Below are 13,683 nucleotides of genomic sequence, written 5' to 3' on the forward strand. Positions count from 1 at the left end.
GCGCGATCATCCCCAGCCCGAGTCGGGGCCGGCGTGGGTCTCGAAGACGGACTTCAGGCGCATCCACTGCGGGACGTGGAAGCGGATCATGGCCCGCGAGAACCGACTGCGGAGGGCCTCAGCGGTGTCGTGCGGGAGGGTCGCCGCCGCGGCCACCGTGTCGGCGACCAGCGTGTCGAGCCGGTCCGGTGGCAGCTCCAGCGCGCAGTCGATGAACGCCTCGGCCAGCGCGATCCCCCGCTCGCCAGCGTCGGCGATCCCTCTGGTCACGGCGGCGAGCTCCGCCAGGCGCTCGGCTGCCTGGAGGTCCAGCCAGCGTGCCATCTCGGACCGGAGCAGGGCGGTCCAGACCTCCCGTGGCTCGTCCGCCAGTACCACCAGCACATCGCCGGTGGGGCTCCCAAGGCGCTCGAGGACCGCCGCCGCCTGATCGTGGACGGGCTCGTCGGCTGCCGGCACGACACGGGCCTGCGCGGCGGCCAGGCGAGCCCGAACCGGCTGCCCGGCGGCCTCGTACGCGAGCGCGAGGTTCGCCAGCGCCATCGCGTGCGGTCCGGGACGGAGCGCACGCGGATGGGCCGCAACGGCGCGCAGCAGGACGTCCACCGCACGCTCGGCGTCGTCGAGAGCAAGGTGGGCCAGGCCGAGGAGGTTGGCCGCGGCACCGAGGGCCGAGGTGTCGCCCGCGCGCTCGGCCAGCTCCAGCGCGGACCGGAGGTGTCCGATCGCATCCTCAGGCTCGTCCATCGTGAGCAGGCAGGCGCCGAGCTCGCGGGCGGCCGCCGCAGCTTCCGCTCGAGCACCCGCTGCGTCGAACAGGTTCAGGGCGTCCAGGAACGCCTCGCGCGCCCCGGGAAGATCCCCAGCATCGCGTCTGGCGAGCCCGAGGTTGTGGGTTGCCGCTCCCTGCTCGGGGCCCGCCGCCGCGCGCTCGAACGCGGCAGCCGCCCGCGCCAGCACCTCGACGGCGAGCCCCGCCCGACGGGTCTCGCGCAGCAACGCGCCGAGCGCGTTGAGTGCGACCCCGTGCTCACGTGGCAGCTCCGCCGGAGGGAACCCGGCAGCAGCGGCCGCCAGTGCGGCCTCGGCGTCGTCGTACCGGCCGACCTGGAAGAAGGCGGAACCGAGATGGAACTGCGCGGTCGCGTGCTGGACGGGGTACCGCTCCGCCGAGTACCTGCGCACGCTGGACTCGAGCTGACGGATGGTCTCAGCGACGTCGTCCACCCAACTAGCCTAGGAGTGTGCACGTCATGGTGGCCGGGTTCGGCAACGTCCTGCGGGGGGACGACGGGTTCGGCGTCGCCGTCGCCGAGCTGCTGTCGCGTGCCCCGGTGCCACCCGAGGTGACCGTGACCGAGGTGGGGATCGGGGGCATCCACCTCGTGCAGGATCTCCTGGCCGGGCAGGTCGAGCTGCTGATCGTCGTGGATGCGGTCGAGGTGGGTCGTGCTCCCGGCACGGTCGTGATCCTCGAGCCACCCATCGACGACGTGCTCGGCATGAGCGTGAACGAGCGCCGCGATGCCCTCGCCGACATGCACTACGCCACGCCGGACCGGGCACTGCTGCTGGCGACCGCCCTGGAGGTCCGTCCGGCATCGGTCGTGATCGTCGGATGCCAGCCGGTCGACGCCGACACCTGGGAGCAGGGCCTCAGCGGCCCGGTAGCAGCGGCCGTGCCGGCGGCGGCGGCGGAGATCCGCCGCCTCGTCGCCCAGGCGGGCGTGGCATGGCCCGAACCCACAGGAAGATCAGCCGGGGACGATGGGTAGTGATCGCCGCTCCTGCGGGGCGTCGAGCAGCGTCGGCCCGGGCGGCGGATGGGCCTCTGCGTCGTCCTCCTCGACCTCGAGGCCCCGGAACCCGGGGAGGTGGTCGCGCAGGACCTCCTCGACGCCGTGCCGCAGGGTGATGTCGGAGGCCGTGCAGCCCGCGCAGTTCCCGGTCAGGCGCACCCGCACCCTCCCGGACCGGACCTCGAGCACCTCGACCTCACCGCCGTGACTGTGCACGTAGGGCCGGATCTCCCCGAGCGCCTCCTCGGCGAGTGCCGGATCGTCGATGGCTCCGTAGGTCGACAGCAGCCAGCGTGCTGCGGGGTCCTGGTCCGCCGCTGCGTCCATCCGCTCGCGTCCCACCTCTTCGGTGAGGCGCTGGACGGCGTGCCGGTGCAGCCCTTCGAGACCGTCGAGGAGCTCGAGCATGTCGCGGGCGACCTCCGGCCCACGCGCCTCCAGTCGCTCGATCACCTCCTGGAGGTGGTCGAGCAGATCCTCGAGGGTGGTCACGTCCGCGACGCCCGGGGGGACCCCTCCGGGAGTGCCGGCGCAAGGGCCCGATAGCGTGCGAGGAACACCCCGACGAGCCGTCGGCTCTCGGCGAGCGCGCCCCCCCAGGCGTGGAGCCACTCCACACCGTCTGGGGTGATCTCGTAGCTGCGCCGCGGCGGGCCAGCCTCCGAGGTCTCCCAGGACGACTCCACGAGACCGTCCTGCTCCATGCCCCGGAGCAGCCGGTACAGGCCACCCGGATCGGTCGACCCCAGACCCAGCTCGGCGAGCTGCGCGAGCAGCTCGTACCCGTGGTTCGGCGACTCGGCCAGCAGCAACAGCGCGCACGGGCGGAGGAAGTTGCGGGGCAGGCCTCCGCCAGCGATCTCTTCGGGATCCGCGATCATCACCGTCGGGTCCCCCCGAGCCGCTCCTCGATGCACGCGTCGGCCTCCTCCGGCGAGCTCTGGCACCAGCAGTCGGCGCCGCACTCACCGTGCCCGGGGCGTGTGAGCTCAGCGAACTCCTCCGCGAAGATCCGCGCCCCGTCGTCGTGGCCTCGCTGGGAGAGCCGGATGATGCCCTGGTCCGACCACTCGAGGAAGCCATCCTCGACCAGCACCTCGAGGTACGGCTCGATCACCTTCGCGTCGACACCGAGGAACCGCTCGAGGACACTGGCGTCGGCCTCGTCACCGAAGCCCTCGCCCTGCATCCAGAACAGCACCTGGAGGATCTCGTCGCGCCAGTACAGCCGGCGCAGCGACTCGGATTTGGGCTGGGCGACATGGTCGGTCACGGGCTGCCCCCGAGTCGGCGAGCGAGCTGTCTGATGGCGGCGACCCCCGCGCCCTGTGGCGCGTGGTCGATCGGCGCGACGCCCAGGCGCTCGGCATCCTGGAAGGCGTCGTCCTGCGGGACGATCCCGGCCAGCTCGAAGCCGTGCCGGTCGCAGTACTCGCGGATGAGCTCCGTGTCCCCCTCGCGGGCCCGGTTCCCGACCACGGCCAGACGATCGAGGCCGAGCCCGGAAGCGAGTTCGTGGAACCGTCGCGCCGTCTCCAGGGACTTGAAGTACGGCTCGGCGACGATGAGCATGGTGTCGACGTACGCGTTCGTGGCGCGGCTGAGGTGCTCGGGCGAGGCCTCGAGGTCGACGACGACGGTCCGGTCAGCGGCGAGTTCGGTGAGGACCCCACGCACGGTGGAGTGGGCGCCGCACAGTCAGCCGCCGCCGGCGCTGCGGGGCGGGCCCATCGCGAGCAGCTGGATCCCCGATGCGGTGTCGACCGCGAACTCGCCGATGACGTCGTCGATCGGTCGGGTGAGGACGGCTGTGCGTGTCCCGTCCACGTCCCGATGCTCGAGCAGCCCGTGGGGCAGCGCGCGGACGTGGTCGTACTGCTCGGGCGGCATGCCGAGCGTCAGGATAAGGTTCGGGTTCGGGTCCGCGTCGACGGCCAGCACACGGTGGCCCTCGTCCGCGAGCGACCGCGCGAGGGTGCCCGAGATGGTGGTCTTGCCCGAGCCACCCTTGCCGGCCACGGCGATACGCATGAGACCCTCCTGAGCGGCGAGACTACCGTCCGGCCGTGCTGCCGACCATGGCACTGGAGGTGCGTCGACACCACGTCCGACCCGGGGATCAGGTCACCCCGCCCGCTTCCCCACTGGCGAGCGTGTCCGCGGCATCCCCGACGGCATCCCCGACGAGGTTGATGCCGAGGATCGTGAGCACCAGCGCGGCTCCGGGGAACACCGTGAGCCACCACGCGGTGCGGAGGAACCTCTGGGCGTTGTTCGCCAGGTAGCCGAGGCTGACCACGTCGGGGTCGGTGAGTCCGACGAACCCGAGGCCGGCCTCGATGAGGATGGCGCTGGAGGCGGCGACCGACAGCATCACCAGGGTCGTCCCGAGGATGTTCGGCCAGATGTGGCGTGCCAGGACGTGGGCGGGGGATGCGCCGAGGGCCTGGGCCGCGTCGACGAACTCGCGGCGGCGCAGCGACAGCGTCTCGGCCCGGACCACGCGCGCCGTCCACGTCCACGAGGTGAAGCCGAGGACGAGGATCAGGTTCACCAGGCCCGGTCCGAAGAGTGCGACGACGACCACGGCGAGGAAGAAGCGCGGGACGATCTGGACGATCTCGGTGAACCGCATCGCGATATCGTCGAGTGCGCCGCCGTACCACCCCGCCAGCCCGCCCGTGATGACGCCGATCAGCCCAGCGAGGACGACCACGCCTGCGGCCACGAGCAGCGATGTCCGCAGGCCGTGCAGAACGAGGGCCACCACGTCCCGGCCGAGGTCGTCGGTGCCGAAGCGATGGGCGGTGGAGGGAGGTGCGAGCGGGGCGCCGGCCGACGTCAGCGGGTCGGCACTGACGACGAGCGGGGCGACGAGGGCGGCGAGCAGCATCGATCCGAGCAGCAGCGCCCCGAGTCGCCCGCCCGGCGATCCGAGCGCCGCTCCGACGTACCGCGCCCCCGCGAGACGCCTGGCGGCCCGGGTCGGGGGAGGCTCGGGAGCCGATCGTCGGGGCCCCCGCGGACGGGTGGCGACGAGCCGCTCACTCATAGCGCACCCGTGGATCGAGGACCGCGTACAGGATGTCGACCACCAGGTTGACCACCAGGACGGCCGCCGCGACCACGAGGAAGATGGCCAGCAGCACCGGGAGGTCCCGGGTCTGGGCCGAGCTGAGAAGAAGGCGGCCGACACCCGGCCAGCCGAAGACGATCTCTACCAAGGCGGCCCCGGCGAAGAACATGCCGACGCGGTTGCCGATGACGGTGATCAACGGGAGGATGGCGTTGCGGAAGCCGTGCCAGACTACGCGCCGTTCCGGGAGTCCCTTGGCCCGCGCCGTCCGGATGAAGTCGGCCCTGCTGACCTGGACCATGCCGGATCGGACGAGCCGTACGTTGAGGGCGATCTCCGTCGTCGCCAGGACCAACGCCGGGAGGGCCAGGTGATGGAGCACGTCGATGACGACGAGCAGGCCCGTGGACTGCGAGCGGGCATCCGTCATCCCCTGGACGGGGAACCATCCTGTGCGGTACGCCAGCAGGAGCACGGCGAGCTGAGCCAACAAGAACGACGGTGTGGCGTAGGCGGTCAACGAGACGGCGCGGATCGCGAGGTCCCTGCGGCCGCGCGGGTACCGCGATGTGACGATCCCGAGCGTGGTGCCCACGAGCGTGGACGCGGAGAGCGCGGCGCTGGCGAGGAGCAGCGTCGCGGGGAGCCGTTCGAGCACCACGGCGAGGGCGGGCCGTCCCCGGATGTAGGACAGACCCAGGTCTCCCTGGACCACGTTGCCGAGGTAGGTCGCGAGCTGCTGCGGGAGCGGCTGGTCGAGGCCGAACCGCTCACGGGTCGCGGCGTAGTAGGCCTCGTCTCCGTACTGGCCTGCCAAGGCCACGAGCGGGTCCCCCGGCGCGAGGTGCAGGAGGAGCCAGGTCCCGACCAGGATGACCAGCGCCGTCGGTGGCACCTGCGCCAACCGACGGAGCAGGTATCCCGTGCTCACGGGGTCCTCCCTCGTCGATCAGGCCTCGCAGCTGACCTCCTCCGCGAACAGCCCCGTGTGCGGCTTGAAGCCGCTGCACCGGGTGTTCCAGGCGCGCGTCCCGACGGTCTCGACGATCCAGACGTAGGGGAGGTCGTCGACGACGATCCGCTGGAGTTCCGCGTAGATCGGCGAGCGGGCTTCGCGGTCGACCGTCCGTGAGGCCTCGTCGAACAAGCGGTCGACGTCGGGGTTGGAGTAGTGAGAGGCGTTCGTGAAGGGGACGTCCCCGATCTGGGCCGAGTCGTACATCCGCCGCACACCGACCTCGGGGTCGGGGCCGTTGCAGTACGAGATGATGTTCGTGTCGAAGTTGTCCTCGGCGAACACGGTGGGCGCGAACACCGGAGGCTCCATGGCCTCGAGGTTCACACGGATGCCCACCGCTCCGAGCTGTTCACGGACGAGCTCGCCGTACTTCGCGAAGGTCGGGAAGTGTGCGAAGCCGATCGCGAGCTGCTCGCCGTCCTTCGTCCGGACACCGTCGTCGCCCTCGACCCAGCCGGCTTCCTCGAGCAGCCGCTCCGCCTCGCCGGGGTCGTAAGCGGGGAGTTCGACCTCATCGGCGTGAGCCCACGGGATCCCGCTCGAGATCGGCGCCTCGGCGACCTGGCCCTGGCCGAAGAGCACCTGATCGACGAACCGTTGCCGGTCGAGCGCGTGGGCGACCGCCCGCCGGACCTCCAGCGTTCCTGGGATAGGCCGGTCGAGGTTGAAGCTCACGGTCATGATGCAGTTGGCACCGCCGGGGTTCGAGCTCGTGGCGGCGAGCTCGATATCGGGGTTGTCCCGGAGCCACGACAGGTCCGGCCCGGGGACGCCCCACAGGAAGTCGACCTCGCCGTTCTCGAGCGCGAGGACCTGTGTCGCCTGGTCGGGGATGATCCGCATCACGAGCTCGTCCACCGACGGGCCATCCTTGAAGTAGTCACGGTTCACCGTCGCGCGGATCTCGGCACCTTCTTCGTAGGACGCGAAGACGAACGGACCGGTCCCGACCGGCGCCAGGTTGGCGGGGTTCGACTCGATGTCACTGCCCGCGTAGACGTGCTCAGGCACGATGGGCGCCTCGGTGACGTTGAGCTGCTGGAGGAGCGGTGCGTACGGATCAGCGAACTGGAAGACGACCGTGTGGTCGTCGGGCGCTTCGATCGACTCGATCGAGGAGCCCATGGACGCCTTCGTCCTGGCGTGGAACTCCAAGAGCACCTCTTCGAACGAGAAGACGACGTCCTGGGCGGTGAAGGGCTCCCCGTCGTGCCAGACGACGTCGTCACGGAGCGCGAACGTGTAGGTCCGTCCGTCGTCGCTCACCTGCCAGGACTCCGCCAGTTCCGGCTCTGGGTCACCGTTCTCGTCGAGCGCCACTAGGCCGTTGAAGAACGTCTCGCTGGCGGCGTGGACCGCACCGCTGGTGGTGATCGCCGGGTTGAGGCTGCCGGGATCCGAGTCGAGAGTCACCACCAGACTCCCGCCCTGCGCTACGGGTGTCCCGGTGGGCGTCTCGGTGTCGATCGGTGCCGTCTGTGCGTCCGTCGGCTCCTCCCGGCTCGCGCTGTCGGTGCCACATGCGCTCGCGAGGATCGCGATCGCGACCAGTGCGGCCTTCCCGGTCTTCTTCAAGCGTGTCCCGTCCTGTGCCTGCCCGTGTTCGTGTGCCGATGGGGTGCGGAACCCTACGGCCGGGTGCGCGCCGCCGGTAGATGCGCCGGACAGCTAGCGGTGCCGTCGGTTACGGTGGTCCTCTGCCATGGTCCCGCTCAGGGGGAGGCTCACCGATGTGTCTCGGCATCCCAGGGCAGGTCATCGACTTTCTCGACGGAACCGACCAGCTCGCCAAGGTCGAGGTGACGGGCGTGACCCGCAACATCAACGTCGGCCTGGTCCGCGAGGACGGTCTGAAGGTCGGCGACTGGGTCCTCATCCACGTGGGCTTCGCCATGTCGATCATCGACGAGGCGGAGGCCACGGATGCTCTCGAGGGGCTGAGGATGCTCGGCGAGGCGTTCGACACCGAGGTCGAGGACATCGCCCGATCGAGGATCGACTGATGGTCGGTGGCAGCTGCCGCAATGAACGAACCGGCCGACCCACGAGGTCGTAGCTTCATCCCCCAGATCGCTCGGATATCCGACCGGATCGGGGGACGACGTTGAGCGACGCTCCGCGAAAGCGACTCGGCCTCCTCACCCACGCCGACGTGTCTCCGCTACGTGCCAGTCCGCCCCCATCGCCGACCGCGCGAGAACCCCGGTGATGTCGGGACACCGGGTTCCTACAAGCACCCGGGGAACTAGCATCGAGGGATGAACATCCGGGTGGAACCCGCCAGGCGTGAGTGGGTCGCCGCGTTGTCGCAAGGTGATGCGCAGTTCACCGAGCGGTTCGGTCCGCAGGTCGAACCCGGCTGGGAGGGCTTCCCCGAGACGCTCCCGATCCTGCTTGCTGCATCCGAGCCCGACAAGTCGGCCGCGTGGGGTCCGCACCTGTTCTTCGACGGGGACGGCGTCCTCGTCGGCAACGGGGGCTGGAAGGGGCCACCCGTCAACGGTGAATCAGAACTCGGGTACGCGGTGGCGCCCGGTGTCCGTGGACGCGGGATCGCCACCGCCGCTGTACGCGTGCTTCTCGCCCGTGCTCGTGAGGCGGGTCTCCGAACTGCTGCCGCGCACACGTTGGCGGAGGAGTCGGCGTCCACAGCGGTGCTGCGACGGTGCGGGTTCACGAAGGTGTCGGAGGTCATCGACCCTGAGGACGGGGTCGTGTGGCGGTGGGAAGCCGACGTCGCCACGGTCACTGAGACATAGCCGACACGACGGCACCGAAACTGCGAAGCGATGAGGTGAGAGTTGTGGGCGGATGCCCTAGGTCAGCCGCGCTACAACCACGGCTCGGAGCTGCAGTGGGACAAGGGGCATGCACGCGAGCCCGTGTTCTGCGAGCCTCAGAGGTCGGTCGGCAACCCGCGGGTGTGGAGTGGGATCGGCAGCCATGCGCACACCCGTTCTCCGCCGGGGTCACGGTCGCCAGTGGATGTGCTCGGTGGGGGCGTAGGTACACCAGGTGCCGGTCTGGACCGATCCCCGGAGGTGACGGCCGAGTTCGGGATCCGCGCGGTCGATGCGGATGAGGGCGTCGCGGATGCGGCCGCTGACGGCTTTGCGGGCGCGCTCACGCTCGTCGCCCAGTCTGCGGTCGCGCCCGCCCAGTCCGACGGCCCCGGACAGCTCGGCCATGAGCGTGTCGCGCTCGGCCCGGGCTCGCTCGGCGCGGAAGGAGTCGTGGTACGCCTCGGCCTCATCGATGTCCTGTTCGAGCTCGAGGAGTCGCCGCCGGTAGGCGACCTTCGCGCGGTCGTCGAGGACCGGGTCGGCGCCGGTGGCGGGTGGTGCCCCCGTGTGCAGCTCCACGGCGTGGACCGACTGGCCGGGTCGCCCCAGCAGGACGGCCAGGTCCCGCAGTCCCTTGCTGTCAGGGAAGTGCGACTCGGTGCCCTGGTAGACGACGGTCCAGACGTCGCCGTCGCGTCGGAAGACGGCGGCCTGCTCGGCGAGCACAGCATGACACGCCGCGGCCTCGCTTCGGCTCAGTTCAGCCCAGCCCCTGGCGCCGAGCCGGTCGTGCAGCGCAGCGGCTGATTCGAAGTGGCGTCGGGCCTCCTCATGACGGCCCGCTGACCGGGCGAGCCCGCCGAGATGGTGGTCGACGGCGCCGTAGTAGGAGGCACAGCCGCCGACCACGACGTGGCTGCCGGTGTATGCACGCAGCAGGTCATCCGCCTGGCGGCGCTGCTCGTCCGTCCCGGCGGCGGTGACCGCATGAACGACGAGTGTCAGCAGTTCGAGGTCGTACGTGCGGGGAAGGTCGTCGAGGCGGATCCGTTCAAGGGTCCGCGCCGCTGCTGCCAGGTCGCCGGCGGCGACGTAGAGGAGTGCCTCGAGCATCGGCAGTCCGGGCCACGGTTCGGCGTCTCCGGGCGACCCAGGGGCGGGCCCGTCCGGGTGTCGCTCACCACCGGCGAAGGTGATCCCCAGCATGAGGGTCTCGTAGACGCCGCGCGCATCCGGCTCGCCGGTGCTCTCGCCGAGCCGGAAGGCCTCCAGCGCGAGGTCACCCGCGCGGCCGAGGTCCCCGACGACGAGCGCGGCCGTGGCCCGGCGCGACAGCGCCCCGTACCGCGCCCTCGCATGCCCGAGTTCGTCGCTGACCCGGCAGTACTGTTCCAGCTCGATGAGCCCCTCGGGATCGCCCAGTTCGATGAGCGCGGTCGCGCGCAGCAGCCGTGCCTGGGCCGCCATGTCGCGGTCCTTGGCGGCGTGGCTGGCAGCGAGCATCTCGTCGACGACCACCAGCCGCTCCAGGGCGGTACCGGGCCGCCAGCGGGCGTCGTGAAGGGCGAGCAGACAGAACGCCAGCGTCCCAGGGTCACCCAGCTTCCGGGCAGCGTGGACGGCCTCCTGGGCGAGGACCGGCGCGCGACCCCAGTCCCGCTCACTGCCGACCGAGTGGTACAGCTCGCGGGCCAGCGCAGCCAGCACCCGGGCGCCCAGATCCGAGGGCTCGTCGGGCATGCCCCGTACGGCTTCCTCGAGGATCGCGATGGCCTCGGTATGGACGTGACGCCAGCCCAGACCGTGGATCCCGAGGGCCGCCCTGGCCATCCCGTTCGAGTCACCCAGCCGACGCGCGAGCTCAGCGGCGTCGCGGTAGGCGGTGTGGGCATCCTCGGCATCCCCAGCCCGGTTGCACGCCTCCCCCAACTGCAGGAGCAGGTCGAGACGGCCGTCCGGGTCGGGGCCGGGCGCCAACTCGAGCAGGGCCAGCACGCGTTCGTAGTGCGCTCGCGCCTCCTCGAACGCCATCCGGGCGGTCGCGTCCTCGGCCGCCTGGATGCCGTAGCGGACGGCCTCGGTCGTCGCGCCGGTCGCCGCCGCCTGGAAGTGCGAGGCGAGTTCGGCAGGGTGTACCGATCCTCCCCGGTCGCGCAGGGACTCGAGCGCCCGCCCCACCGCGAGGTGGAGCCGGACCTGCTGCTGCGTGGGCATCCCCGAGACGATGGTCTCGCGGAACAGGTCGTGGGTGAAGCGGTAGGGACCCACCGGGGTGGCCGGTTCGGCCAGGACGCGGGCCGCGACCGCCTCGTGCAGCAGGGCGGCGACGTCGTACGCCTCGTCAGCGACCAGGACGAGGACATCGAGCGGGACCTCGGGGCCGACCACTGCTGCCACGGTCACGAGGTCGACGCACGGGTTGGACAGGCGCGCGAGGCGACGTTCCAGGATGTCACCCACGCTCGCCAGCAGCTGCGACGGTGGCGCCATCTCGAGCGGGGACCCGCCCTGCGCCACCAGCAGCCGGGTCAGCTCGCCGAGCATGAACGGGTTCCCGCCCGTGCGCCGCCACAGTTCACCCGCCACCGCCGGCGACGGGGCGGTGCCGGTCAGCAGGGTCATGAGCCCAGCAACGTCCCCGCTCGACAAACCCTGGAGCTGGAGCTGGTCGTGGGACCGGGCCAGCTCGCGCAGCTGGGGACCGGCTTCCTCGTCGCGGTACGCCCCCAACAGCAGGACCGCGTGGGCCGCCAGGTGCCGGGCCGCGAACTCGAGCAGTCGCAACGAGCCGTCGTCGGCCCAATGGAGATCGTCGAGGAAGACGACGACGGGCTGCTGTTCGGCCAACCGGGCCAGGAACGAGGCGACCGCGTCGAACAGCTGGAAGCGAGCGTCGACGGAGTCGCCGGGATGGGCCGGCGGAGCCGAGGTCTCCGGCAGCATCACCGCCGCGTGGCCGGGATCATCGCCGGCGGCGATGCCTGCCCGCAGCACCTGCACCCACGGCCAGAACGCCGGGGTGCCGTCCCCGTCCCAGCATTGACCCCACATCACCCGCGCCCCGGTGGCGGCTGCCTCGCCCGCCAGCCGCGTGAACAGCGCGGTCTTGCCGATGCCTGCCTCCCCGGTCACCAGCAGCAGCTGACCCCGGCCGCGGGCCGCCGTCTCCGCACACGACCGCAGCGTGGCCAGCACCGGTTCCCGTCCGATGAGCCGCTGGTGGTCCTCCGTGCGCTCCATGTGCTGATTGTCGCCCACGGAGGAGCCTCATGGGCGCAGCTCGAGGAGCAGGTTGAAGGGAGCCTCGACCGGCACCCGCCGGACGTGGGTGAAGCCGGCATCGGTCGCCAGCTGGGTCAGCCGCGCCTCGCCCGGGACGGTGCCGAGCGGGTCGGTGGCCCCCTGCGAGATGGCGTTCGGTGTGCACACCAGCGCCGACGAGGCGTACAGAAGCCTGGCCAGCGGGGTCATACTGTCCTCGAGGCGGTCCGCAGTGGCGAACTCGACCAGCAGGACGGTCCCGTCGGCGTTCATCGTGCTCCGGGTGCGTCGCAACGCGCCCAGAGGATCCCCGAGGTCGTGGAACGCATCAACGAAGATGACCAGGTCGTGGCCGCTGCCAGGGAACGCCGTCGCATCCGCCACCTCGAACATCACCCGATCCGCCACTCCAGCCTCCGCTGCGGCCTTGCGGGCGTGGGCGATGGATCCGTCGTGGTAGTCGAACCCGGTGAACCGAGCTGCCGGGTAGGCCTGGGCGAGGGCGATCACTGCTGCCCCGTAGCCGCAGCCGATGTCGGCGACCGTCCCACCGGCGTCGAGCCGTTCCGTCACCCCCTCGAGCGCTGGGATCCACTCGGACACCATCGCGGGCACCACCTGTGCCCGAGTGGCGAGATCCATGCCGTGCCAGTGTTCGGCCGACCGCTCGTGCCAGCCCACGCCGCGCCCGGTACGGAACGCCTCCTCGACGAGCCTGTGGTCGGAGGCCATCGACGCCAGCATGCTGGCGAACCCTTCCACCAACCCCGACTGGGTGTCGTCGGCGAGCACCACTCCGACCGCCTCCGGAAGCTCGAACCGCTCCGTCTCCGGGTCGTAGTGCACGTACCCGGACACCGCCTGGTGCCTCAGCCACTCACGCACGTACGGTTCGGCGACCCCCGAGCGGACCGTCACCTCAGCGGGGGACAGCGGCCCGGCCCCAGCCATGGCCTGCCACAGCCCGGTGCGGATCCCGAGGTGGATCATCTGCACGCCGGCGGTCGCGGCCAGGTCCGTCAGCAGGCTGCCCATGACCTGTTCGATCTCGGCGGGGTCCAGGGTGGTCTGCTCGCTCATCGTGGGCCTCCCGTGGGTTCGGTGTCGACCATGGGTGCCTCGCGCCGCTGTCGCTCGAGGGTCTGGGTGTCCCAGCCACCGGTGCAGTACAGCGTCAGTCGGGAGATCCTGGTCCCGTGCAGTTCGAGCCAGACCAGGTGGCGGTAGTAGGTGTCGTGCGCCACGTCCCAGCCGTCGTACTCCACGACGGCGCCGGTCGGCGTCGCCTCCCTCCGGCTACCGGTCGTGCGGAAGCCGGCCGGGAACGAGTCGGCGAACGCGGCCGAGATCGCCTGCCCTCCGCCGACCTGGAACCGCCACTCCGGCACGTTCATGTCGAGCACCGCCTCGTCGGTCAGGATCGCCGCCAACTCGGTGCCACGGTTGGTCGCCTGCAGTTCGAGGAAGGCATCGACGGTTGCCGCCACGGCGTCCGGGTCGATGTCGTGACCGGCGCGGCGCCGGCGGCCCTCGACGGGCTGCCGCAGCCCGGTGCCGTCTTCGTCGGCGGCGGTGGGCTCCCGGTCGTGCAGGCGTGCGCCGCCCGCCGGCCGGCCCGTCTCGTCGTCGCCCTGGCCACCGTCGAGCAGGTCGGACCCGTGCTGGCGGCCACGGCGGCGTACGCCCCCACGGCCGTCCTACTGCAGGTCAGCGCCCTCGCGCCGCTCGGGCAGGGGCACCGGCTCG

General features: G+C 71.2%; 16 protein-coding genes. 4 read left to right on the top strand and 12 right to left on the bottom strand.

Going from position 1 to position 13,683, the window contains the following annotated elements; all coding sequences use genetic code 11:
* Positions 1–6: 6 nt before the first annotated feature.
* Positions 7–1,227, bottom strand: a complete 1,221-nt coding sequence (locus KY469_16585; GenBank protein MBW3664717.1) for a tetratricopeptide repeat protein — start codon at positions 1,225–1,227, stop codon at positions 7–9.
* A gap of 26 nt (positions 1,228–1,253) precedes the next feature.
* Here KY469_16585 and KY469_16590 point away from each other — a divergent pair, with 26 nt between their 5' ends.
* Positions 1,254–1,775 carry a hydrogenase maturation protease gene (locus tag KY469_16590; GenBank protein ID MBW3664718.1) on the top strand — a complete coding sequence of 174 codons (522 nt, stop codon included), beginning with the start codon at positions 1,254–1,256 and terminating at the stop codon, positions 1,773–1,775.
* Here KY469_16590 and KY469_16595 read toward each other — a convergent pair.
* The 8 genes from KY469_16595 to KY469_16630 all read right to left on the bottom strand — a co-directional run bounded on the left by KY469_16595 (position 1,755) and on the right by KY469_16630 (position 7,468).
* The gene (locus KY469_16595) at positions 1,755–2,291 is read right to left on the bottom strand and encodes a NifU family protein (protein MBW3664719.1); all 537 of its coding nucleotides are present in this window, start codon (positions 2,289–2,291) and stop codon (positions 1,755–1,757) included. The genes KY469_16590 and KY469_16595 overlap by 21 nt on opposite strands.
* The gene (locus tag KY469_16600; GenBank protein MBW3664720.1) at positions 2,288–2,680 is read right to left on the bottom strand and encodes a helix-turn-helix transcriptional regulator; all 393 of its coding nucleotides are present in this window, start codon (positions 2,678–2,680) and stop codon (positions 2,288–2,290) included. Before KY469_16600 ends, KY469_16595 begins: the two co-directional genes overlap by 4 nt.
* Complete coding sequence (locus tag KY469_16605) at positions 2,680–3,072, bottom strand: hypothetical protein (protein MBW3664721.1); 393 nt, start codon at positions 3,070–3,072, stop codon at positions 2,680–2,682. Before KY469_16605 ends, KY469_16600 begins: the two co-directional genes overlap by 1 nt.
* Positions 3,069–3,476 (bottom strand): hypothetical protein, encoded by a 408-nt coding sequence (locus KY469_16610; protein MBW3664722.1) that lies wholly within the window; start codon positions 3,474–3,476, stop codon positions 3,069–3,071. The genes KY469_16605 and KY469_16610 overlap by 4 nt, the downstream gene beginning before the upstream one ends.
* Positions 3,477–3,497: 21 nt before the next feature.
* Complete coding sequence (locus tag KY469_16615; protein MBW3664723.1) at positions 3,498–3,830, bottom strand: AAA family ATPase; 333 nt, start codon at positions 3,828–3,830, stop codon at positions 3,498–3,500.
* A gap of 88 nt (positions 3,831–3,918) precedes the next feature.
* The gene (locus tag KY469_16620) at positions 3,919–4,851 is read right to left on the bottom strand and encodes an ABC transporter permease (protein MBW3664724.1); all 933 of its coding nucleotides are present in this window, start codon (positions 4,849–4,851) and stop codon (positions 3,919–3,921) included.
* Positions 4,844–5,806: an ABC transporter permease gene (locus KY469_16625; protein MBW3664725.1), complete on the bottom strand. Its 963-nt coding sequence runs from the start codon at positions 5,804–5,806 to the stop codon at positions 4,844–4,846. The genes KY469_16620 and KY469_16625 overlap by 8 nt, the downstream gene beginning before the upstream one ends.
* A gap of 18 nt (positions 5,807–5,824) precedes the next feature.
* Positions 5,825–7,468 carry an ABC transporter substrate-binding protein gene (locus tag KY469_16630; GenBank protein MBW3664726.1) on the bottom strand — a complete coding sequence of 548 codons (1,644 nt, stop codon included), beginning with the start codon at positions 7,466–7,468 and terminating at the stop codon, positions 5,825–5,827.
* Positions 7,469–7,623: 155 nt separating this feature from the next.
* Between KY469_16630 and KY469_16635 the strand changes: the two genes are divergently transcribed.
* Both KY469_16635 and KY469_16640 read left to right on the top strand, forming a co-directional pair.
* A complete protein-coding gene (locus KY469_16635; protein ID MBW3664727.1) occupies positions 7,624–7,896 on the top strand; it encodes a HypC/HybG/HupF family hydrogenase formation chaperone in 273 nt (90 codons plus the stop codon).
* A 255-nt stretch (positions 7,897–8,151) separates the two neighbouring features.
* Positions 8,152–8,652 (top strand): GNAT family N-acetyltransferase, encoded by a 501-nt coding sequence (locus tag KY469_16640; GenBank protein MBW3664728.1) that lies wholly within the window; start codon positions 8,152–8,154, stop codon positions 8,650–8,652.
* 210 nt (positions 8,653–8,862) lie between these two features.
* Here the strand turns inward: KY469_16640 and KY469_16645 are convergent, their stop codons facing one another.
* Genes KY469_16645 through KY469_16655 form a run of 3 tightly spaced genes read right to left on the bottom strand, consistent with a single transcriptional unit; the run spans position 8,863 to position 13,424 of the window.
* Entirely contained in the window at positions 8,863–11,934 is a 3,072-nt protein-coding gene (locus KY469_16645) for an AAA family ATPase (GenBank protein MBW3664729.1), read from the bottom strand.
* A 9-nt stretch (positions 11,935–11,943) separates the two neighbouring features.
* Positions 11,944–13,017: a methyltransferase domain-containing protein gene (locus KY469_16650; protein MBW3664730.1), complete on the bottom strand. Its 1,074-nt coding sequence runs from the start codon at positions 13,015–13,017 to the stop codon at positions 11,944–11,946.
* A complete protein-coding gene (locus KY469_16655; protein MBW3664731.1) occupies positions 13,014–13,424 on the bottom strand; it encodes a hypothetical protein in 411 nt (136 codons plus the stop codon). Before KY469_16655 ends, KY469_16650 begins: the two co-directional genes overlap by 4 nt.
* An 18-nt stretch (positions 13,425–13,442) precedes the next feature.
* On the opposite strand from KY469_16655, the gene KY469_16660 reads away from it, so the two are divergent.
* On the top strand, positions 13,443–13,683 hold a 241-nt coding region (locus KY469_16660), incomplete at its 3' end, for a hypothetical protein (protein MBW3664732.1).

Source organism: Actinomycetota bacterium (genome assembly GCA_019347575.1).
Lineage (GTDB): Bacteria > Actinomycetota > Nitriliruptoria > Nitriliruptorales > Nitriliruptoraceae > JAHWKY01.

What these genes read in the sequence shown, in the direction of transcription:
- KY469_16590 (MBW3664718.1), top strand. Translation starts at nt 1,254, where the DNA reads ATGGTGGCCGGGTTCGGCAACGTCCTGCGGGGGGACGACGGGTTCGGC.
- KY469_16600 (MBW3664720.1), bottom strand. Translation starts at nt 2,680, where the DNA reads ATGATCGCGGATCCCGAAGAGATCGCTGGCGGAGGCCTGCCCCGCAAC.
- KY469_16615 (MBW3664723.1), bottom strand. Translation starts at nt 3,830, where the DNA reads ATGCGTATCGCCGTGGCCGGCAAGGGTGGCTCGGGCAAGACCACCATC.
- KY469_16620 (MBW3664724.1), bottom strand. Translation starts at nt 4,851, where the DNA reads ATGAGTGAGCGGCTCGTCGCCACCCGTCCGCGGGGGCCCCGACGATCG.
- KY469_16635 (MBW3664727.1), top strand. Translation starts at nt 7,624, where the DNA reads ATGTGTCTCGGCATCCCAGGGCAGGTCATCGACTTTCTCGACGGAACC.
- KY469_16640 (MBW3664728.1), top strand. Translation starts at nt 8,152, where the DNA reads ATGAACATCCGGGTGGAACCCGCCAGGCGTGAGTGGGTCGCCGCGTTG.
- KY469_16650 (MBW3664730.1), bottom strand. Translation starts at nt 13,017, where the DNA reads ATGAGCGAGCAGACCACCCTGGACCCCGCCGAGATCGAACAGGTCATG.